Genomic DNA, 18,784 nt, shown 5'->3' with positions numbered 1-18,784 from the left:
CACAGCGCGATGGACACGCCAGGCACGCTGGATCAACTGGCTAGCACCGACCCTAGGTCAATCAAAGAATTATGGCTCGGCGGGACGCATACCCATCTCGCCAAGGCGTCAAACGTGACGGCTAAAGCATTGGCGTGAATCGATCAAGGAACCGATCTGTTTATGCCCATTAATGCTGGGTCGAACACATGCAATGATGCCGCCGTTGCCTCCACCGCATCCGGGAATGCCCATGTTCGAACATCTCGACCTCAACGCGCTGATTGCCGTCTACGGCTACTGGGTCATCTTCGTGGGCTGCCTGCTGGAAGGCGAAACAGTTTTGCTCCTCGGCGGTATGGCTGCACACCAGGGCACTCTGCAATGGCTGCATGTGATCGGCTGGGCCACGCTGGGCGGCATACTCGGCGATCAGTTACTGTTCTGGACCGGACGTTATTCCGGGAGCCGCCTGCTGCCCAAACTCAAGCGTCACCAGTCTGCCATCCAACGGGTGGAGCGCCTTATCCATCGTTACCCCATGACGTCTGTATTCGCTGTGCGCTTTCTCTACGGAATGCGCTTAGTGGGGCCTATGGTGATAGGTGCAAGCGGTCTGGCCCCTTGGCGTTTCGCGCTGATTAATGTGCTGAGTGCGGCAATCTGGGCCACCCTGTTCGTCAGCGCCGGCTATTGGGCTGGCGAAGCATTGCAGCATTTCTTTGGCGACCTGCGACCGTATCGCCTGCCGATCTTCATCGGGGTGGTAGCCCTTGTGAGCCTTGCGGCGCTGGTGCGGTATTTGCGCAGCCGAACCAAGGCGTTGCACCGCTGACGCATTGGCATAGCCCTGCGTGCCTACCAGGGAAGGCGCTCTCCGTTATACGCGAAGAAATTGCCGCTGTCGGCAGGCTCCAGTCGGTCGATCAGTAACAGTAATTCGTAGGCGGCCACGTTTGCCGGCCTGGCGGCAGATGCGCCTCGAAAGGGTTGCGACAGCGCTGATACAACTGTGCCCGGATGATGGCTCAGCAGTCGGCTCTGAGGTCGCGTTCTTGCCAGTTCGATGGCCGCCGTTTTAATCAGCATGTTCAGGGCTGCCTTGGAGGCGCGATAGGCATACCAGCCGCCCAAGCGGTTATCGCCGATGCTACCCAGCCGCCCAAGCGGTTATCGCCGATGCTACCTACCTTGGCAGAGAGCATCGCCATCGCGCCGCGAGGGTCAAGCAAGGGCAAAAAGTGGCGCAAAACCAGCGCAGGTCCGATGGTGTTGACTTGAAATACCGCCTGCAACGCATCTGCATCAATCGCGGAATAACTTTTCTCAGGCTTTATCTTGTCGCGATGGAGCAGACCTGCGGCATGCAAGATCAACTGATACGGTGCTTGCTCAGTCAATTCGGCTGCTGCGCTGGCGATGCTGTCGGCATTCTCCAGGTCGAGGAATGGAACACTGTTGCGCCCTAACTCATGAACATGCGCGCACCGTGGGTCCTGGTTAAGCAACTCACAAAAAGCCGAGCCCAGCGCCCCACTGGCGCCTATCACGAGGGCACGATAGCCCTCACCCAGGGAATTCATCGTGAAGGAAGTGTTCATCCAGGCTCTCCTGCGTTCTGATGCGATGTGTTGGTGTTAGCCCCGTCGCCCTATCAGTTGCAGGAACTCCTGACGTGTCGCAGAGGACTCGCGAAAGGCGCCCAGCATTACCGATGAGGTCATCACCGAATTTTGTTTCTCCACACCCCGCATCATCATGCACATGTGCTTCGCCTCAATGACCACGGCCACGCCGGCGGCATCGGTGATGTGCTGGATGGCGTCGGCAATTTGTTTGGTAAGGTTTTCCTGGATCTGTAGGCGACGGGCGAACATATCCACCACTCGGGCCACCTTCGAGAGGCCCAGCACCCTTCCGGTGGGGATGTACGCTACATGCGCCTTGCCGATGAAGGGCAGCATGTGATGCTCACACAATGAGTACAGCTCGATGTCGCGCACGATGACCATTTCATCGTTTTGCGATTCGAACAATGCGCCATTGACCACATCCTCCAGACTCATCGTGTAGCCATTGCACAGGTACTGCATCGCGTTGGCTGCACGCTTGGGTGTGTCCAGCAGTCCTTCACGTTCAGGGTTCTCGCCTACGCCGACGAGAATTTCACGGTAATGTGCGGCGAGTGATGGGGTCGATGCGTTCATCTTGATTCCTCGCAGCCTTGCTGCGCTTTCTGTGACGGCAATCCTTGGCAGTAGGGGAGTATCTGCTGCACACGATCTGAGGCGTACGCCCTAGGACATGCCACGTCAGCCATGACCCTGGCTCTTCGTCGGCCCATGACCAAGCAAAGCGTTCTAGGTGTGCTTTTTTTTCGATGTGGATTGCTCGTCTGAGCCGGGGTTTGAAGCAGGCACCGCGCAACGGCTATCGACGCAGCGGCGCCCACCGTCTGGGTGGGGCAACCACGCCAAATGGGGACGTAAGCGGCAGAAAAGCCGATAGCCGAACTCGAGCAATGGGCGCAGGGCCCGCCACGTCAGTGGTGTTGCCCAAAAACCCAGGCCTGCGGCTCGCCAGCTCCATAGCGTGGCATCCAGGCCTGTTACCCAGCGTCCATCAGCGAAACGGGCGTGCAGCGACGACTGCATGTGCTCGAATGTGAACCCGAGTGCCTGGGCGTCGAATGCACAGCTGCTGATGTCCACAAACAGCAGTCGATCCTTTACGGCATGGCCGCGTAGGAGCTTGATTTCGCGCGCACACAGTGGGCATTCACCGTCGAAATACAGCGTCAGCGGCCAATTCACTTTCTTGTACATGCGCCATGCTCTTGTATAGGTTTTGTACAAGATAGGCTGAAAGAAACAGGCTGACAATGGGCACTCTATTTTTGCTGTACTGAGCGTGGCCAACGGTGTGATACAGGTACGGACACGATATTGATGCAAACTCATTAAGCAAAAAGGCCGCCCATGAGTTCTGGGGCGGCCTTGTCTCTATGTCTGGTCGACGCTTAATTGCCTCTGTAGGTCGAGAAACCGTAGGGGCTGAGCAGTAATGGGATGTGGTAGTGCGAAAGCGTACCGTCTACCTCAAAAATGACCGGTACCTCCGGAAAGAAACTGGCAACTTTGTGCGCTTTGAACCATTCCCCGGTTTTAAACGTGACGCGGTAGGTGCCTTTCTCCAGCGCCTGACCCTCGGGGTACAACCCGGGAATACGCCCTTGCTCATTTGTCGCGGCGCTGTTGAGCATGTTCCAGTGGTTGCCGTCCTGTTTTTCCAGCGTGACATCGACGCCAGGGGAGGGCAGACCATCTTGTAAGTTGAGAACATGCACGCTGAGCGGGTTTCCTGCCGCCAGCGCCAGTGACGATACGACACTCAATACAAGGCCCGCGAAGCATGTTTTTAATCCAGTCATGATGATGTCCTTAGTTTTTGACGGTAGGTAGGATTTTGTCGATAGCGGCCAATGCGCACCCTTCATCGTTTGCGGCACCACCGGCACCGGCCACCCCGATCGCGCCAATGACTTGCCCTTCAAACAGCAACGGCACGCCGCCGCCCAGCAGCAATAGCTCATTCAGGGTGTTGAGGTTTTCTGCATCGGGGGTGCTGCGGGCCCGCTCTGCCAATAGTCGCGTTGGCGTCTTGGTCGACAGGGCGGTGTAGGCCTTGCGTTGGGCGGCTAATGTGTTGTGTGGGCCCACGTTATCGTCACGCTGCAGGGCGACCAAATTGCCCCCACGGTCGACAATGGCAGCAACACCTGTACGGCCATCGGCATGGCAGGCTGTCAGCGCGGCGTTGAGCAAATCATTGGCCATTGCCAGTGATACGTCGTTGCGCTGCAGCACTTGATCCGGGGCTGCAACAGCGAGCGCTGAGTTCATGGCGAGTGACATCAGCAATGAGGTCGATAGGCTTATACGCATGCTTTGTCCTTTGTGTGGTCTGGCTGAGTCATAGCCAGGCATGATGCCCCGTGCACTCCGTCAAAATGATTGCCTGATGATTACCAAGATGTAATGTGCCAAAACGCTCGGGCGCGCTAGCCTATGCTCCAGTTCCGGAGGAAAAGATGCGTATCCTGGTCATAGAAGATGAAGCGAAAACAGCGGATTACCTGCACAAAGCCCTGACTGAATCGGGCTACGTGGTGGAAGTCGCCCTGGATGGCCTGGAGGGCCAGTATCTGGCGCAGGAAAGTGAGTTCGACTTGATCATCCTGGACGTCATGCTGCCGGGCCTGGATGGATGGCAATTGCTGCAGATTATTCGGCGCAAGTGGCAAACCCCGGTGCTTTTTCTGACGGCCAGGGACTCTGTGGAGGATCGGGTCAAGGGGCTTGAGGCAGGGGCCGATGATTACCTGGTCAAACCTTTTTCTTATGCCGAGTTGTTGGCGCGCGTACGTACCTTGCTGCGCAGGGGGCCGCCACGTGAGGTCGAGCAGTTCCTGGTTGCAGACCTGAGCCTGGATCTGTTGCGGCGTAAAGTGACGCGCGGGGGAGAGCGCCTCACCCTGACCAACAAGGAGTTTGCCCTGTTGCACCTGCTGGTCAGCCGTGAAGGGGAGGTGCTATCGCGCTCGTTGATTGCTTCGCAGATCTGGCAGATGAACTTTGACAGTGATACCAATGTGGTCGACGTCGCCATCCGGCGACTGCGCGCCAAGGTTGACGATCCTTACCCGCTCAAGTTGATACAGACAGTGCGTGGCATCGGCTACATGCTTGAGGTGCAATCCTGAAACTGTTTCCGCGCGCCCTGAGCTTGCGCCTGGCGATCATGTTTGCGTTAGTCAGCGCGCTGCTGCTGGGCTCCATTGGTTTTTACCTTTATCAGTCGTTACAGCGAGAAATCGCGTGGCGCGATGACCAGGCCCTGCTCGGGCGCCTGGAGCGCATGCAGGCGTTGATCAACGACAGTGTCAGCGTCGAGCAACTCAGAAATCGGCCCAAGCTATACGAAAATATGCTGGGCAATCGCGGCAACCTGCTGTGGATCATCGATGACACAGGCCAGGTGCTGATCGAAATCAACCCCGTCAGCATGAGCTTGCCCACGTTACCGGCTGCAGCCCAGGCTCAATTGGGTGACGGTGATACTTCGGTGCCGGTGCGGCTTGCCTGGCAGCATGTCATGCAGGGTAATCGCGGCTTGACCCTGATTGCTGGCAAGTTATTGAGCGAGCGCGAGCAAATGCTGGGGGCTTACCGATTCAAGCTGTGGCTCGCGATGTCGGTCGGCGCGCTGCTGGCTTTTGTACTCGGCGGGTGGGTCAGTCAGCGAGGGTTACGACCTGTGCGCCTGCTGGCCACGCGCGCTGCCGCCATTGATGCACACCATCTGCATCTACGGCTGGATGAGTTCAACGAATTTAGTGAACTGCAAGTGCTCAGCCAGGCGCTTAATCAAATGCTCGCACGCCTCGAAGAGGGGTTTGCCCAGCTATCACGGTTCTCAGAGGATCTGGCCCATGAGATGCGAACTCCGCTCACAAACCTGATGGGGCATACCCAACAATCCCTGCGGCATGGTCGTTCAATTGAGGACTATCAGAACCTGCTGGTTTCCAATCAGGAAGAATATGAGCGCCTGGCGCGAATGATCGACAGCATGCTGTTTCTCGCTCGTAACGAGCAGTCGCATGCGTCGGTCAGTGATGAGCTCATCAACCTGCACGATCTAGTCGAGCAACTGTGTGAGTATTTTGAAGGCGTGGCGCAAGAGCGTGACGTCACGCTGATCAATCAGGCCCATGACCACTTGCGTGCCGATCCGGCCTTGGTCCGTCGAGCATTGGCTAACTTGCTGTCCAACGCGCTGCGTTATGGCGCTACTGCCAGCGCGGTGACGATTGGCAGTGTGGCGCGGGAGGACAGGATCGAAGTCACCGTGCACAACCAAGGCCCGCCGATTTCAGCGCAACATTTACCTCGGCTGTTTGAGCGCTTCTACCGGTGCGACCCGTCACGTAATCAGCCGGACGATTCTGGTGGCTTGGGGTTAGCAATCGTGCGCTCAATCATGCAATTGCATGGCGGGCGCGTAACCGTTGAGAGCACTGGTACGGGTACGCGCTTTTGCTTGGTGTTTCTGCTACAGAATGCTTGAGCGAATGCCCTTGAGCCTATCCGTTGTGGCACGACCTAGGGTATCAAGCGCATCTCGCGGAGTTTGTCGAACACATCGAAAAAGGCTTGATCGCTCGCTTGGTAGGCGGTGAAGCCCATTGCACGGCTCTTCGACATATCAGTGACGACTTCGATGGGTCGACCAAGGTCTGCATCGGTGTGCCAGGGGGATATCAGGCGACCAATATCGGCTTCTTTCAAGCCGTGCTCCGCGACTATTTGCGTCCACACGGCTTGGTCGTCAGCCATTTGCTTCTCGAGAGGTGAAAGTGCGGCGGGATAATCGGCAGCAGGCAGGTCGAAGTATTCGGCAATTCGGCTCCACATCCACTTCCAGCGAAACACATCGCCATTAGTGACATTGAAAGCCTGGTTGGCCGCCGCCGGCGTAGTGGCCGCCCACAGTTGTTGTTTCGCCAACTGCCGTGCATCCGTCATATCGGTGAGGCTGTCCCACTGCACGCTTGATCCCGGAAATACAAAAGGGCGCCTGGTTTTTTTGCAAATCGAGGCGTAGACGGCGAGGGTGGTTGCCATATTCATCGCGTTGCCGACGGCAACGCCGGTGACGGTATGCGGGCGGTGAACGCTCCAGGTGAAGCCGTCCTTTTCGGCAGCGGCGAAAAGTTCGTCCTCTTGGGCATAATAGAAATTCTCCACATTCAGACGCCCCTGATCTTCGCGGAACGGTGTTTGCGGGAGGCTGCCTCTACCATAGGCTTCGAAAGGCCCGAGGTAGTGTTTCAGGCCAGTAACCAGTGCTACGTGCTTAACGCTCCTGGCTGGTCGAATAGCATTCAGCACGTTGCGTACCATGGCGGCATTAACGCGGATGTTTTCGGCTTCGGTGGCTTGCCGTGACCATGTGGTGATGAACACATGAGTAGGTTTCAGGTCCGCAAGCGCATGTTCCAGCGAAGCGGGATCTTGGAGGTCTGCGGCGATGGGGATCACGCCTTGCGATTGCGACGGGCGCCTCGATAGCGCGGCGACCTGCCAATGGTTGTCGATTAATAACTGAGTGATGGCGCTGCCGACAATGCCGCTGGCGCCGACGACCAAAGCTATTTGGCTCATGAGTTCCTCCTAGATTTAGAGTTGGGAGTTCACCCGAGCAGCAGAGGTTCAACCTAAACCGGATCCGTATAGGCGTGTTTTTCTACCGGTTTTTCTCGCACTTTAGTCATAATCGATTGCGGAACCCGCAGTCGACAACTGTGATTATCCATACGCCCAAATTGTCATGGCAGCGTCCAGAGCATCAGGCGGGAATACGTGTATTGCTGGAGTCTCTCCAGAGATACATCACTACACTCCGACAGGATGCCGAGGCTCTCAACGAGGCTGAGAGGTATACGGTGCTGGCGGCGGTTGATCCTAAAGACTCATGGATTTGCGCCTTGAGCCGTTACCGCGATTTAGGCAGGTGCTCGAACAGCGTGGAGCACACACCATGGATGTGTTCTTCAATCAGCTTGACGGCCAATTCCACATCCCTTGCCTGGCAGGCTTTGACGATGGCGCGATGCTCGGCATCGGCGGTGGCCTTGCCGTCGGACAGCACGATCTGCATGCGCAGATAACGCTCGATTTTGTCGTGGATCGAGCGGATCAGGTTGAACATGAACGGCCGCTGCGCCGCCTCATAAATGCACGCGTGAAACGCCCAATTCATCTCCGCCCAACGGCCCGCATCTTCGCCCGTCAGGAAGTCATCGAGGATGGCATAGGCGCGAGCGAAGTGTTCTTCGGTGAGATTGGGAATGGCGTAGCGGGTGATCTCCACCTCCAGTAACACGCGCACCTCAAAAATCTGAGCGAGTTCCGCTTCGCTGATGCGTGTGACCATAGCACCGCGATTGCGCTGGAACTCTACCAAGCCTTCTGCTTCCAGGCGCTTGAGAGCTTCGCGCACCGGGATCTTGCTGACGTTGAAGGACTTGGCGATATCGTCCTGACGAATCGGATCGTCTTCGGCAATTTCGCCCGAGATGATCGCATTTCGCAGGTATTTGGCGATGACTTCCGAAGTCGAGGGTGCCACACCAAGGTTTGGGGCGTTGGACAGGGACAATGACACGATGGCTCTCCTAAGCAGGCGAATACGTATATGTTATACGAATGTTTGCAGGCGCCGCTATGCTCCTTGCCGGGCTATTGCTCCGGTAATGCGCCATCAGTGAAGTCACCGTTGACCAACCGGTGAATTTTCAACGGGTTGGCATTCTTGAGTGCATCCGGCAGGGCGAAGTCCGGGAAGTTTTGGAAGCATACCGGGCGTAAAAACCGCTCGATGGCCAACGTGCCTACCGACGTCCCGCGTGCATCGGAGGTGGCGGGGTAAGGGCCGCCGTGGATCATGGTGTCGGTGACCTCCACACCCGTAGGGTAGCCGTTGACCAGCAGGCGGCCGGCCTTGGTTTGCAGCAGCGTGACCAGGTGCAAAAAGTCCTGAAGGTCCTCGGGCTCGGCCAGCAGCGTGATGGTCAGCTGGCCTTGCAGGTTTTCCAGCGCTTCAATCAGGCGTTCAGTGGTGGAGGCGGTTACCACAATGCTTGCAGGACCAAAGACTTCTTCTTGCAGGGTTGCTTCCCCTCCGATCAACAGCTCTTCATCGGCGCTGAACAGTTGCGGCTCGGCGAGAGTGGTGGGCGCGCGTCCACACAGGTGCGTTAAACCAAAGCTTTTGTGCAGGCGCTCCACACCCGCGCGATAGCTGGCGAAAGTGCCCGCGTTGAGCATCGCCTGGGCCGGTTTTTGCGCCATGTACAACGTGAGCGCCGCCGTCAGTTCGGAGAACGCCGGGCTGGCCAGGCTGATGATCAAGCCCGGATTGGTGCAGAACTGCCCGCAACCCAGCACCACCGAATGGGCCAGCTCTTCGGCAATCTTCTGTCCACGCAACCTGGCCGCGCGCGGCAACACGATTACCGGATTGATGCTCGACATCTCGGCAAATACCGGGATCGGTTCTGGGCGTGCCGCTGCCATGTCGTACAGAGCTCGGCCGCCTTTGAGCGAGCCTGTAAAACCGACCGCCTTGATAGCCGGGTGTTTAACCAGCTGCGCACCCACGCCCCCGCCGTAAATCATGCTGAACACGCCGGCAGGCAGGGCGGATTTTTCCACGGCTCGGCTGATGGCGGCGGCCATCAGTTCGCTGGTGCCCATATGGCCGCTGTGTGCCTTGAACACCACCGGGCAACCGGCGGCCAGTGCAGAGGCGGTATCGCCGCCAGCGGTGGAGAACGCCAGCGGAAAGTTGCTCGCACCAAACACTGCCACGGGGCCCAGGCCGATTTTCAACTGGCGCAGGTCAGGGCGCGGCGCGGGCTTGCGCTCCGGCAAGGCTGTATCGATGCGCGCGCCATAAAAGTCGCCACGACGAAGCGCGGTCGCGAACAGCCTGAGTTGATGCGTCACCCGCCCGCGTTCGCCCTGAATACGGGCGTAGGGCAGGGCGGTTTCGGTGCACACCAATTCAATGAAGTCTGGGCCCAAGGCGTCGACTTCCTGCGCGATAGCGTTGAGGAAGTCGGCCCGCAACGCACTGGAGGTGTCGCGAAATTCCTGCGCAGCCTTTTGCGCCGCCCAGCAGGCTGCGTCCACTTCAGCCTCGGTGGCCTGGAAGAACGTGTAGGGCAGGGCGTCCCCGGTACTGGCGTTGTAGCTCAGCAAAGAAATGTTCCCCAGCGCACTGCGCTGACCGGCAATAAAGTTGTGACCAAGGATGTTCATGACTGAGGCTCCAGGCGCGACGACGAAAAGCGATCAAAGGTATTTCGTATACCATATAGCACGACTTATTTTTCTGTCGACGGTTATGTGTGCTTACCTGCAATTACACGAAACCGCCCGAATTTGGGTCGTTCACGCCATTTGCGCTCCATTACGTAACATTTGGGGCACAACCCGGACATGGCTGCCATGCACGAAACCCGATCCAGAGCGGTGTGCCAGGAATTTGAAATCACGGCACGCTAAATGCTTATACCGTATACGAAATCCCAACCACGTAACGCTCCGAGGTTTTCCGTGAATAAATCCGCCTTAACGATCGCTTTGCTGGGCTGCCTTACCGCTGGATTCATGAATGCCGCCCAGGCCGACAAGCTCGATGACATTATTGACTCCGGCAAACTGCGTTGCGCCGTCACCCTCGATTTCCCGCCAATGGGCATGCGTGACGATGCCAACAACCCGGTGGGCTTTGACGTTGATTACTGCAACGACTTGGCGAAGGTGTTGGGTGTAACAGCAGAAATCGTCGAAACGCCGTTCCCTGACCGCATCCCGGCGCTGGTGTCCAACCGCGCGGACATTATTGTCGCGTCCACTTCCGACACCCTGGAACGGGCAAAAACGGTGGCGATGACCATTCCGTACTTCGTGTTTTCGGTGCAGGTGATGACCCACGAAGGCACCAACATCAACAAGTTCGAAGACCTCAAGGGCCACACGCTGGCGGCCACAACGGGCTCCTATGAAGCCAACGCCCTGAGCAAAACGCTCAAGGAGTGGGGCACCGGTACGGTGCAAACCTACCAGTCGCAGAACGACACCTTGTTGGCTGTTTCCCAGGGCCACGTCGACGCAACCATTGTGACCAGTGCCGTGGGCGCCTCGGCGATCAAGTCCGGTAAATACAAGGGCCTGAAGCTCGCCGGTAACGCGCCTTACACCCCCGACTACGTGTCGCTGGCGGTCAAGCGCAGCGAACTGGGCCTGCGCGACTACCTGAATCTGTTCATCAACCAGCAAGTGCGCAGCGGTCGTTATGCCGAGCTGTACAAGAAGTGGCTGGGCGGCGAGCCACAATCGCTCACCGTACCGGGCGTGTATTACTAAGCTTTGCGTAGGTGCGTAAACCTGAACGCCCGCTAATGCGGGCGTTTTTGTTGGAACGCATGGTTTTTGCAGGTGCAGGTAACGCTACATCTTGGGGAGTGTGGCTAAAAAATGTTCCCTAATGTAGCAGCGCCCGCGTCGATGCTTGTGGCGACAACCGGGTGCAGCCCTATGCCTGACGCGCCTGGGTCAATCCTGGGGCGCGGAACATTAATTGGCACCGCTATTGCTTTGTATAACGTATACGAAATCTGAAAAGCCTGATTCAGTCTGATGAGGTGCCCTTGATGCTTGACTACACCTTCCACTGGAGGAGCGCCTTCAACGCGCTGCCCGATATGTTAGCGGGGGCCTGGGTCACGATGCAGACGGCCGTGCTGGCGATGGCGCTGGGCATGCTGCTGGCATTTTTGCTCACGGCCATGCGCGGGATGAAAAATCCGCTGCTGCGCGGGTTTGCCGAGGCATGGGTATCGATTGCACGCAACACGCCGTCGCTGTTTCAGATCTACATCCTTTATTTCGGCCTGGGCTCTTTCAACATCCAAGTGAGTTCATGGGCCGCGCTGGTGTTTGGCATCACCTTTAACAACGCAGGCTACCTGGCCGAGATCTTTCGTGGCGGCCTCAAGGCCATCCCGCACACTCAGGTGCGCGCTGCCCGATCGCTGGGCATGAGTGCCTTCCAGGCGTATCGCCTGATTGTGGTGCCGCAACTATTGCGCGTGGTGTTCCATCCCTTGAGTAACCAGATGGTGTGGTCGGTACTGATGACGTCCGCCGGCGTGGTGGTGGGCCTCAACAATGACCTCACCGGCGTCACCCAGGAGTTGAACGTGCGCACGTTCAGAACGTTCGAGTTCTTTGCCCTGGCGGCAGCGCTCTATTACCTCATCGCCAAAGTCATCGTGGTGGGTGCCCGCATCGTCGGCTGGCGCTTGTTCCGTTATTAAGGGTGCACACATGTTCGACACAAGCCTGACACAACACGACCTGCTGTACCTGCTGCAAGGTGCCTGGACCACCCTTGAGTTGACCTTTGCCGCCATCACCGTGGGCACGCTGGTGGGGGTGATTTTCGGCTGGCTGCGTGCCGTGGCTCCGCGAATCACCTTGCCGCTCGCGCTGCTCCTGGATGTGTTCAAAAGCGTGCCGCTGTTGATCCAGTTCGTGCTCTTCAACTCCATGAAAAGCATGGTGGGCCTCAACTGGAGCGTGTTCACCATCGGCTGCCTGGTGCTGGGTATCTACGCCGCCGCGTACTGCACCGAAATCGTTCGAGCCGGCATTCTGGCCGTGCCGCCGCAAGTGCGCCGTGCCAGCCGTTCGCTGGGCATGAGCTACTGGCAAGATCTGCGTTACATCGTGATGCCGCTGGCCAGCCGTGTGGCGTTTCCCGGGTGGTTGAACTTGCTGCTGAGTTTGATGAAAGACACCTCGCTGGTCATGTGGATCGGCATCGTCGAATTACTTCGCGCCTCCCAAAGCATCGTGACCCGCATTCAGGAGCCTTTGCTGGTGCTCTGCATCGTGGGCCTCATTTACTACGTCATGAGCTGGGCGATTTCCCGTGTGGGCGCACAGCTGGAAAAAAGGTGGCAGGAAAATGATTGAGATCAGCAACGTTCATAAATCCTTTGGCGACCTTGAAGTGGTCAAGGGCGTGAGCCTGACTGTGCAGAGGGGCGAGGTGGTGTCCATCATCGGAGGCTCGGGTTCGGGCAAGTCCACGTTGCTGATGTGCATTAACGGCCTGGAGCCCATCCACAAAGGCAGCATCCGCGTGGACGGTATCGAGGTGCACGACAAGCGCACCGACCTGAACAAACTGCGGCAAAAGGTGGGCATCGTGTTCCAGCAGTGGAACGCCTTCCCGCACCTGACCGTGCTGGAAAACGTGATGCTGGCGCCGCGCAAGGTACTGGGGCTCGGCAAGGCCGAAGCCGAGGCGATTGCAGTGCAGCAGTTGCGCCACGTGGGCCTGGGCGAAAAGCTCAAGGTGTTTCCCGGCAAGCTCTCGGGCGGCCAGCAGCAGCGCATGGCCATCGCCCGCGCCCTGGCGATGTCGCCCGACTATATGCTGTTTGACGAAGCCACTTCGGCGCTGGACCCGCAACTGGTGGGCGAGGTGCTGGACACTATGCGCATGCTGGCTGAAGACGGCATGACCATGGTGCTGGTGACCCACGAGATCCGCTTTGCGCGGGACGTCTCCGATCGCGTGGCGTTCTTTCGCAACGGCATCGTGCATGAGATCGGCACGCCGGAGCAGGTGATCGGCAACCCGCAAAGGACAGAGACGATCGAGTTTCTCAAGTCTGTGGTGTAAGCGCCTGCAATGGCCGGTACGCCGGCCTGTTTAACGCGGGATTACGCTTGAAATACACCGTATACCATATCCAATAAACCGTTTAACCCCACACTGCATCCTGTAGGAGCGCACATGAGCGACAACATTTTTTCTGGCTGCATGCCAGCCCTGATGACCCCATGCACCGCCGACCGCCAGCCGGATTTCGACGCGCTGGTGGCCAAGGCCCGCGAGCTGATCAACATCGGCATGAGTGCCGTCGTTTATTGCGGCTCCATGGGCGACTGGCCGCTGCTCACCGAAGCCCAGCGCCAGGAAGGCGTTGCGCGCCTAGTGGCAGCGGGCATCCCGACCATTGTCGGCACTGGCGCGGTGAACTCGCGTGAAGCGGTTTCCCACGCGGCGCATGCTGCCAAAGTGGGCGCGAGCGGGTTGATGGTCATTCCGCGCGTGTTGTCGCGCGGTGCCTCGGCTTCCGCGCAAAAAGCCCACTTCGCAGCTATTTTGAATGCAGCGTCACAGTTGCCGGCGGTGATTTACAACAGCCCGTACTACGGCTTTGCCACGCGCGCCGATTTGTTCTTCGAACTGCGTCGCGAGTTCCCGAACCTCATCGGCTTCAAGGAGTTCGGCGGCGCGGCAGACCTGCGCTACGCGGCCGAATTCATCACCTCCAAGGATGATGCGGTCACCCTGATGGTGGGTGTGGATACTCAAGTAGTGCACGGTTTCGTCAACTGCAACGCCACCGGCGCCATCACCGGCATCGGCAACGCCTTGCCGCGTGAGGTGCTGCACCTGGTGCAACTGAGCAAGGCCGCGGCCAACGGCGATGCCAAGGCACGCCAGCAAGCCAAGGAGCTGGAAGCGGCATTGGCGGTGTTGTCTTCGTTCGATGAAGGCACCGATCTTGTGCTGTATTACAAGTACCTGATGGTGCTCAACGGCGACCTGGAATACACCTTGCATTTCTACGACACCGACGTGCTAAGCGACTCGCAGCGCCGTTACGCCCAAACCCAGTACGCCTTGTTCCGCGAGTGGTACGCGCAGTGGTCTAAAGCTTAAGGCGGGCAGGGCGGCGCCCCGGCGCCGTCCCAACGCGCTATTTATCCAGCCAGCTGAATCGAGAGGGAAACATCCCGTGAGATCGACAAAAATTGTGCACGTTGTCGGCTGCCACGCCGAAGGCGAAGTGGGCGATGTGATTGTCGGCGGCGTCATGCCGCCACCCGGCAATACCTTGTGGGAACAGTCGCGGTTTATCGAGCGCGACAATGTGCTGCGCAACTTCGTGCTTAACGAGCCCCGTGGCGGCGTGTTCCGTCATGTCAATTTGCTGGTGCCGGCCAAAGACCCGCGCGCGCAAATGGGCTTCATCATCATGGAACCGGCCGACGTGCCGCCCATGTCCGGCTCCAACTCGCTGTGCGTGGCCACCGTGTTGCTAGACAGCGGCATCGTGCCAATGGTCGAGCCCATCACCCATTTGGTGCTTGAAGCGCCGGGCGGTGTCATTGAAGTCACTGCGCATTGCCGCGATGGCAAGGTGCAGCGCGTGGAAGTGAAAAACCATCCCTCGTTCGCCGACAAGCTGGACGCGTGGATCGAAGTCGAAGGGTTGGGCTCGATCCAGGTCGACACGGCCTACGGCGGCGACAGCTTTGCCATTTGCGACTCCACCAAGCTGGGTTTTGCGCTCACCTCCGACGAGGCGGCGGACCTGGTAGCCACCGGCCTCAAGATCACCAAGGCGGCCAACGAGCAATTGGGTTTCACCCACCCGCTGAACAAAGACTGGAACCACATTTCGTTCTGCCAGATCGCCGCGCCACTCTCGCGTGAAGGCGGCGTGGCCAGCGCCGCGAACGCAGTGGTCATTCGTCCGGGCAAAATCGACCGTTCACCCTGCGGCACCGGCTGCTCGGCGCGTATGGCGGTGCTGCATGCCAAAGGCCAACTGGCGGAGGGCGAAACGTTCATCGGCCGCTCCATCATCGGTTCGGAATTTCATTGTCGTATCGACAGTGCCACCGACCTGGCTGGGCGCCCGGCCATCGTGCCGATCATTTCCGGCCGCGCATGGATTACCGGTACCGCTCAACTGATGCTGGACCCTAGCGACCCCTATCCTGAGGGTTATCAGCTTTCCGATACCTGGCCACGCGGCCTCGTGCTGTAAGGAGGGCGTATGCCTATCGTGAAAATCGAGCTGTTTGCCGGGCGTAGCGACGAGCAAAAAGCCCAGTTGGCCAAGGCGATCACTCAGCAGTTCTTGGAGCAATTGGCGTCCAGGCCGGAGGAAGTGATCGTGCTGTTCCAGGATGTGCCTCCCGCGGACTGGTTCGTGGCCGGGCGCTCGTTGGGCAAGCCAGCTGTGGATTAAACGTCCATCCTGGTCGGGTGACGGGCACACACACCGTGTGCCCGTCACCCGACGCAATCTCGGCCGGCTCGCCTCCGACATTGTTCACGTTTGCTATCAACGTCTTGTGGCCGACAGAAAGCGGAGTCGAGTAGCGTTGCAGCATAGCCTCCGTGGACCGTGCCGATCGGGTTGTAAGCATGCAGGCCGGGCGTGCCTGTAAAGACTGCCCACCCTTCACCTGCCTCGACGAAAGTGAAGTCGAGCGAATCTCCAATCGGCGGTCGTCCCCCTGCTGAAATTAAAGCTTGGAGGGTTTCAATTCCGGATAGGCCGGGTGCAACTTCATTGACTAGATTCACTGATATTTCTCCATTTGGGCCGGAGCGATCTCGCTGGCCGGACGATGCAACGTTATTGAGCGGCCGATGCGTGGCGGCTCCTGTGGTTTAAATTCAATGGGCATTCGCGGATGGCTGTTTCGGCGGCTGCACCTTGTGCATCAATGGCACCAGCGCTACCGCGACAACAAAACACGCCATGATCATCAGGAACGCATCGGCATAGGTCAGCGTCTGCGCCTCGCGCCAGGTCAGCGCCCAGAGTTGATGCAGTGCGAATTGGCTTGCATCCATGCTGTTTTGCCCGAGCAACTGAGCGTTACCCGACAGTTGGTCAAGCCAGACATTCATGGATTCGTTCTGGATGTTCAAGTGCTCGGCCAGGCGCAGGAAGTGCAGGTTGGTGCGGTCATTGAGCACCGTAGCGCAGGCGGCGATGCCGATGGCGCCGCCGAGGTTGCGCATCAGGTTGAACAGCCCGGACGCGAGTTTCAGTCGGTCGGCGGCCAGTGCACCGAGGGTCAGGGTCACCACGGGTGGCACCGTTATTTGTTGGGCGAACCCGCGTATGGCCTGGGGCAGCAGCAGTTCCTTGGCGCCCCAGTCGTGGGTAATGGGGGAGAAGTCCCACATCGACAGGGCGAACAGCGACAGCCCGAACATCAGGATCCAGCGCAGGTCGAAACGGTTGGCCAGCACCGCGTACACCGGGATGGCCAGCAACTGGAACACTCCCGTGGAAAACACTGCAAGGCCGATATCCAGCGAGCCATACCCACGCACGCGGCCAAGAAACAGCGGCGTGAGGTAGATGGTGGCGAAAATGCCGATGCCGGTGATGAATGAAAACAGGCAGCCCAGGGCGAAGTTTCGGTCCCGCAGGGCGCGCAAATCGACAATCGGCTCCTTGATTTCCAGGCAGCGCCAGATAAACAGCCCGCCGCTGATGGCGGTGATCCAGGCGGTGGTGGCGATGGTGCTGTCACTGAACCAATTCCAGCGTGGGCCTTCTTCGAGGGTGTATTCCAGGCAGCCGAGAAACACTGCCATCAAGCCCATGCCGATGTAGTCGGCGCCCTTGAGCAACGACGGGTTGGGGCGATCGACCTTGACCAGCATCGGCACGGCAAAAGTCACAAACAGGCCGGGCAGCAGGTTGATGTAGAACAGCCAGTGCCACGAAGAAATATCCGTGATCCAGCCTCCGACTGCCGGGCCCAACGTGGGCGCGAGGGACGCGATGGCGCCGATGGTAGACGCGGCGATCACCCGTTGCTTGCCGTTGAAGTACATGAACGCAGTGGTAAACACCAACGGGATCATCGAGCCCCCCAGAAACCCCTGCAAGGCGCGAAACGCGATCATGCTCTGGATGTTCCAGGCCAGCGCGCAGAGCAGGCTGGTCAGGGTAAAACCCGCCGCCGATGCCGCGAACAACCAGCGCGTGCTCATCACTCGTGAGAGCCAGCCCGACATCGGGATCACGATAATTTCCGCGATCAGGTAAGCGGTCTGCACCCATGCCGTATCGTCCGCACCGGCAGACAGCCCGCCGCCGATATCCTTGAGCGAGGCGGACACGATCTGGATGTCGATCAAGGCGATGAACATGCCCACGCACATGGTGGCGAAGGCCGCGACCTTTTGTGCGGTGCTGAGGGCGGGCAACGGGCTGTTCATAGCTGGGCCTTGAGGGCGCTGGCCTGGTCCTCGAACGCCTCATCGGTGTTGACCTTCGCCATTACCGACAGGCCTGGGCGCAGGGCGCCAAAGTCGGCGTCATTGCTGTCGAGCCGAACGCGTACTGGCACGCGTTGCACGATCTTGGTGAAGTTGCCGGTGGCGTTTTCCGGCGGCAGCACACTGAATTGCGCCCCGGTGGCAGGGGCCAGGCTCTCGATGTGCCCGTGGAATTCACGGCCGGGGAGGATGTCGGCGCGGATGCTCACGCTTTGCCCGACCTGCAGGCGCCCCAATTGGTCTTCCTTGAAGTTGGCATCCACCCACAATCCTTTCGCGGGCACCACTGAGATCAGTTGGCTGCCGGCCGCGGCGTAGGCACCGACCCGGGCGCGGCGGTTGCCCACGTAACCATCCACCGGCGCCCGCAGTTCGGTATAGCTGATGTTCAACTGCGCCTGGTCGCGTTCGGCCTGCGCCTGTTGCAACGCGGCACGTGCCTGGCCGCGCTGGGTTTCAATCACGTCGATTTGCCGGCGCGCCGCCATCAACCCGGCCTGTGCCCGGGAGTGGTCGGCGCGGGCGGTCTTCCACACGGCGCTGACCCGCTGTGCGCTTTCGACCGATACGGCCTGGCTGCGCACCAGGTTCTGGTAACGCGTTTGATCGTCGCCGGCCCGTTGTGCTTCGGCGTCTGTGGCGTCGATCTGTGCCTTGGCCTGATTGATCACCGCCAGTTGCAGTTGTTCGGTGGCGTCCAGGTTGGCCAGGCTGGCTTGCTGCGCGGCCACGGCGCCATCGGCCTTTGCCAAAGCGGTGCGGTAGTCGCGCACGTCGATGCGCGCCAATACGTCGCCGGCATGTACGAACTGGTTGTCCAGCACCGTCACTTCGCTGATATAGCCGGGCACCTTGGCGCTGATCACCGTCACATCCGCGCCCACATAGGCATCGTCCGTATCTTCAACAAACCGACTGACCAACCACCAGTGACTCGCGTACCACACGCCGCCCACCACGACGAGGGTCAGCAGGCCCAGCCGCACTATCTGTTTGCGCCGGGATGGTTTTGCGGGTTCGGGCACAGCGCTGGCTGGAGCGTCCATGGCGA

Annotated in this window: 19 protein-coding genes and 1 pseudogene; 10 read left to right on the top strand and 10 right to left on the bottom strand. The window is 59.0% G+C overall.

What is annotated here, in order from left to right:
* Positions 1 to 232 precede the first annotated feature (232 nt).
* Positions 233 to 814 carry a DedA family protein gene (locus tag AACV02_RS14195; protein ID WP_119740450.1) on the top strand — a complete coding sequence of 194 codons (582 nt, stop codon included), beginning with the start codon at positions 233 to 235 and terminating at the stop codon, positions 812 to 814.
* A gap of 23 nt (positions 815 to 837) precedes the next feature.
* Here the strand turns inward: AACV02_RS14195 and AACV02_RS14190 are convergent.
* The 5 genes and pseudogenes from AACV02_RS14190 to AACV02_RS14170 all read right to left on the bottom strand — a co-directional run bounded on the left by AACV02_RS14190 (position 838) and on the right by AACV02_RS14170 (position 3,923).
* Positions 838 to 1,580 (bottom strand): annotated as a pseudogene (locus tag AACV02_RS14190) (SDR family NAD(P)-dependent oxidoreductase).
* Between the two features lie 36 nt (positions 1,581 to 1,616).
* A complete protein-coding gene (gene folE / locus AACV02_RS14185) occupies positions 1,617 to 2,186 on the bottom strand; it encodes a GTP cyclohydrolase I FolE (protein WP_119740447.1) in 570 nt (189 codons plus the stop codon).
* 153 nt (positions 2,187 to 2,339) lie between these two features.
* Positions 2,340 to 2,804, bottom strand: a complete 465-nt coding sequence (locus AACV02_RS14180; RefSeq protein WP_169366703.1) for a thiol-disulfide oxidoreductase DCC family protein — start codon at positions 2,802 to 2,804, stop codon at positions 2,340 to 2,342.
* Between the two features lie 194 nt (positions 2,805 to 2,998).
* Positions 2,999 to 3,409, bottom strand: coding sequence for a hydroxyisourate hydrolase (gene uraH / locus AACV02_RS14175; protein WP_119740445.1), 411 nt, complete (start codon positions 3,407 to 3,409; stop codon positions 2,999 to 3,001).
* 10 nt (positions 3,410 to 3,419) lie between these two features.
* On the bottom strand, positions 3,420 to 3,923 hold the full coding sequence (locus AACV02_RS14170; RefSeq protein ID WP_119740443.1) for a GlcG/HbpS family heme-binding protein: 504 nt from the start codon (positions 3,921 to 3,923) through the stop codon (positions 3,420 to 3,422).
* Positions 3,924 to 4,069: 146 nt separating this feature from the next.
* Here AACV02_RS14170 and AACV02_RS14165 point away from each other — a divergent pair, with 146 nt between their 5' ends.
* Positions 4,070 to 4,741, top strand: a complete 672-nt coding sequence (locus AACV02_RS14165) for a heavy metal response regulator transcription factor (protein WP_119740441.1) — start codon at positions 4,070 to 4,072, stop codon at positions 4,739 to 4,741.
* Positions 4,738 to 6,108 (top strand): heavy metal sensor histidine kinase, encoded by a 1,371-nt coding sequence (locus tag AACV02_RS14160; RefSeq protein ID WP_119740439.1) that lies wholly within the window; start codon positions 4,738 to 4,740, stop codon positions 6,106 to 6,108. Before AACV02_RS14165 ends, AACV02_RS14160 begins: the two co-directional genes overlap by 4 nt.
* 35 nt (positions 6,109 to 6,143) lie before the next feature.
* Here AACV02_RS14160 and AACV02_RS14155 read toward each other — a convergent pair whose 3' ends face one another.
* The 3 genes from AACV02_RS14155 to AACV02_RS14145 all read right to left on the bottom strand — a co-directional run bounded on the left by AACV02_RS14155 (position 6,144) and on the right by AACV02_RS14145 (position 9,866).
* Positions 6,144 to 7,205 carry an SDR family oxidoreductase gene (locus AACV02_RS14155; RefSeq protein ID WP_119740436.1) on the bottom strand — a complete coding sequence of 354 codons (1,062 nt, stop codon included), beginning with the start codon at positions 7,203 to 7,205 and terminating at the stop codon, positions 6,144 to 6,146.
* A gap of 331 nt (positions 7,206 to 7,536) precedes the next feature.
* Positions 7,537 to 8,208 carry a GntR family transcriptional regulator gene (locus tag AACV02_RS14150; RefSeq protein ID WP_119740434.1) on the bottom strand — a complete coding sequence of 224 codons (672 nt, stop codon included), beginning with the start codon at positions 8,206 to 8,208 and terminating at the stop codon, positions 7,537 to 7,539.
* Positions 8,209 to 8,282: 74 nt separating this feature from the next.
* Positions 8,283 to 9,866, bottom strand: coding sequence for an aldehyde dehydrogenase (NADP(+)) (locus AACV02_RS14145; RefSeq protein WP_119740432.1), 1,584 nt, complete (start codon positions 9,864 to 9,866; stop codon positions 8,283 to 8,285).
* A gap of 351 nt (positions 9,867 to 10,217) precedes the next feature.
* Between AACV02_RS14145 and AACV02_RS14140 the strand changes: the two genes are divergently transcribed.
* The 7 genes from AACV02_RS14140 to AACV02_RS14110 all read left to right on the top strand — a co-directional run bounded on the left by AACV02_RS14140 (position 10,218) and on the right by AACV02_RS14110 (position 15,673).
* Complete coding sequence (locus tag AACV02_RS14140; RefSeq protein ID WP_119740430.1) at positions 10,218 to 10,976, top strand: ABC transporter substrate-binding protein; 759 nt, start codon at positions 10,218 to 10,220, stop codon at positions 10,974 to 10,976.
* Between the two features lie 287 nt (positions 10,977 to 11,263).
* Positions 11,264 to 11,929: an amino acid ABC transporter permease gene (locus AACV02_RS14135; protein ID WP_119740428.1), complete on the top strand. Its 666-nt coding sequence runs from the start codon at positions 11,264 to 11,266 to the stop codon at positions 11,927 to 11,929.
* 10 nt (positions 11,930 to 11,939) lie between these two features.
* Complete coding sequence (locus AACV02_RS14130) at positions 11,940 to 12,590, top strand: amino acid ABC transporter permease (protein ID WP_119740426.1); 651 nt, start codon at positions 11,940 to 11,942, stop codon at positions 12,588 to 12,590.
* The gene (locus AACV02_RS14125) at positions 12,583 to 13,305 is read left to right on the top strand and encodes an amino acid ABC transporter ATP-binding protein (protein WP_119740424.1); all 723 of its coding nucleotides are present in this window, start codon (positions 12,583 to 12,585) and stop codon (positions 13,303 to 13,305) included. Before AACV02_RS14130 ends, AACV02_RS14125 begins: the two co-directional genes overlap by 8 nt.
* 114 nt (positions 13,306 to 13,419) lie before the next feature.
* Complete coding sequence (locus tag AACV02_RS14120) at positions 13,420 to 14,355, top strand: dihydrodipicolinate synthase family protein (RefSeq protein WP_119740422.1); 936 nt, start codon at positions 13,420 to 13,422, stop codon at positions 14,353 to 14,355.
* A gap of 76 nt (positions 14,356 to 14,431) precedes the next feature.
* Positions 14,432 to 15,469: a trans-3-hydroxy-L-proline dehydratase gene (locus tag AACV02_RS14115; RefSeq protein WP_119740420.1), complete on the top strand. Its 1,038-nt coding sequence runs from the start codon at positions 14,432 to 14,434 to the stop codon at positions 15,467 to 15,469.
* Between the two features lie 9 nt (positions 15,470 to 15,478).
* Complete coding sequence (locus AACV02_RS14110) at positions 15,479 to 15,673, top strand: tautomerase family protein (protein ID WP_119740418.1); 195 nt, start codon at positions 15,479 to 15,481, stop codon at positions 15,671 to 15,673.
* 434 nt (positions 15,674 to 16,107) lie between these two features.
* Here AACV02_RS14110 and AACV02_RS14105 read toward each other — a convergent pair whose 3' ends face one another.
* Together AACV02_RS14105 and AACV02_RS14100 are read right to left on the bottom strand one after the other, a co-directional pair.
* On the bottom strand, positions 16,108 to 17,673 hold the full coding sequence (locus tag AACV02_RS14105; RefSeq protein WP_119740416.1) for a DHA2 family efflux MFS transporter permease subunit: 1,566 nt from the start codon (positions 17,671 to 17,673) through the stop codon (positions 16,108 to 16,110).
* Positions 17,670 to 18,779, bottom strand: coding sequence for an HlyD family secretion protein (locus tag AACV02_RS14100; protein ID WP_119740414.1), 1,110 nt, complete (start codon positions 18,777 to 18,779; stop codon positions 17,670 to 17,672). The genes AACV02_RS14105 and AACV02_RS14100 overlap by 4 nt, the downstream gene beginning before the upstream one ends.
* Between the last annotated feature and the right edge of the window lie 5 nt (positions 18,780 to 18,784).

Origin of the sequence: Pseudomonas sp. Larv2_ips, from assembly GCF_963879675.1 — a bacterium.
Classification (GTDB): Bacteria; Pseudomonadota; Gammaproteobacteria; order Pseudomonadales; family Pseudomonadaceae; genus Aquipseudomonas.
The sequence above is the reverse complement of the archived record's forward strand: the minus strand, read 5'-3'. Positions and strand labels throughout refer to the sequence as shown.

Excerpts from the sequence above, each read along its gene's own strand:
- AACV02_RS14195 (WP_119740450.1), top strand. The coding sequence starts at position 233 with ATGTTCGAACATCTCGACCTCAACGCGCTGATTGCCGTCTACGGCTAC.
- folE (WP_119740447.1), bottom strand. The coding sequence starts at position 2,186 with ATGAACGCATCGACCCCATCACTCGCCGCACATTACCGTGAAATTCTC.
- AACV02_RS14180 (WP_169366703.1), bottom strand. The coding sequence starts at position 2,804 with ATGTACAAGAAAGTGAATTGGCCGCTGACGCTGTATTTCGACGGTGAA.
- uraH (WP_119740445.1), bottom strand. The coding sequence starts at position 3,409 with ATGACTGGATTAAAAACATGCTTCGCGGGCCTTGTATTGAGTGTCGTA.
- AACV02_RS14170 (WP_119740443.1), bottom strand. The coding sequence starts at position 3,923 with ATGCGTATAAGCCTATCGACCTCATTGCTGATGTCACTCGCCATGAAC.
- AACV02_RS14165 (WP_119740441.1), top strand. The coding sequence starts at position 4,070 with ATGCGTATCCTGGTCATAGAAGATGAAGCGAAAACAGCGGATTACCTG.
- AACV02_RS14155 (WP_119740436.1), bottom strand. The coding sequence starts at position 7,205 with ATGAGCCAAATAGCTTTGGTCGTCGGCGCCAGCGGCATTGTCGGCAGC.
- AACV02_RS14145 (WP_119740432.1), bottom strand. The coding sequence starts at position 9,866 with ATGAACATCCTTGGTCACAACTTTATTGCCGGTCAGCGCAGTGCGCTG.
- AACV02_RS14140 (WP_119740430.1), top strand. The coding sequence starts at position 10,218 with ATGAATGCCGCCCAGGCCGACAAGCTCGATGACATTATTGACTCCGGC.
- AACV02_RS14135 (WP_119740428.1), top strand. The coding sequence starts at position 11,264 with ATGCTTGACTACACCTTCCACTGGAGGAGCGCCTTCAACGCGCTGCCC.
- AACV02_RS14130 (WP_119740426.1), top strand. The coding sequence starts at position 11,940 with ATGTTCGACACAAGCCTGACACAACACGACCTGCTGTACCTGCTGCAA.
- AACV02_RS14125 (WP_119740424.1), top strand. The coding sequence starts at position 12,583 with ATGATTGAGATCAGCAACGTTCATAAATCCTTTGGCGACCTTGAAGTG.
- AACV02_RS14120 (WP_119740422.1), top strand. The coding sequence starts at position 13,420 with ATGAGCGACAACATTTTTTCTGGCTGCATGCCAGCCCTGATGACCCCA.
- AACV02_RS14110 (WP_119740418.1), top strand. The coding sequence starts at position 15,479 with ATGCCTATCGTGAAAATCGAGCTGTTTGCCGGGCGTAGCGACGAGCAA.
- AACV02_RS14105 (WP_119740416.1), bottom strand. The coding sequence starts at position 17,673 with ATGAACAGCCCGTTGCCCGCCCTCAGCACCGCACAAAAGGTCGCGGCC.
- AACV02_RS14100 (WP_119740414.1), bottom strand. The coding sequence starts at position 18,779 with ATGGACGCTCCAGCCAGCGCTGTGCCCGAACCCGCAAAACCATCCCGG.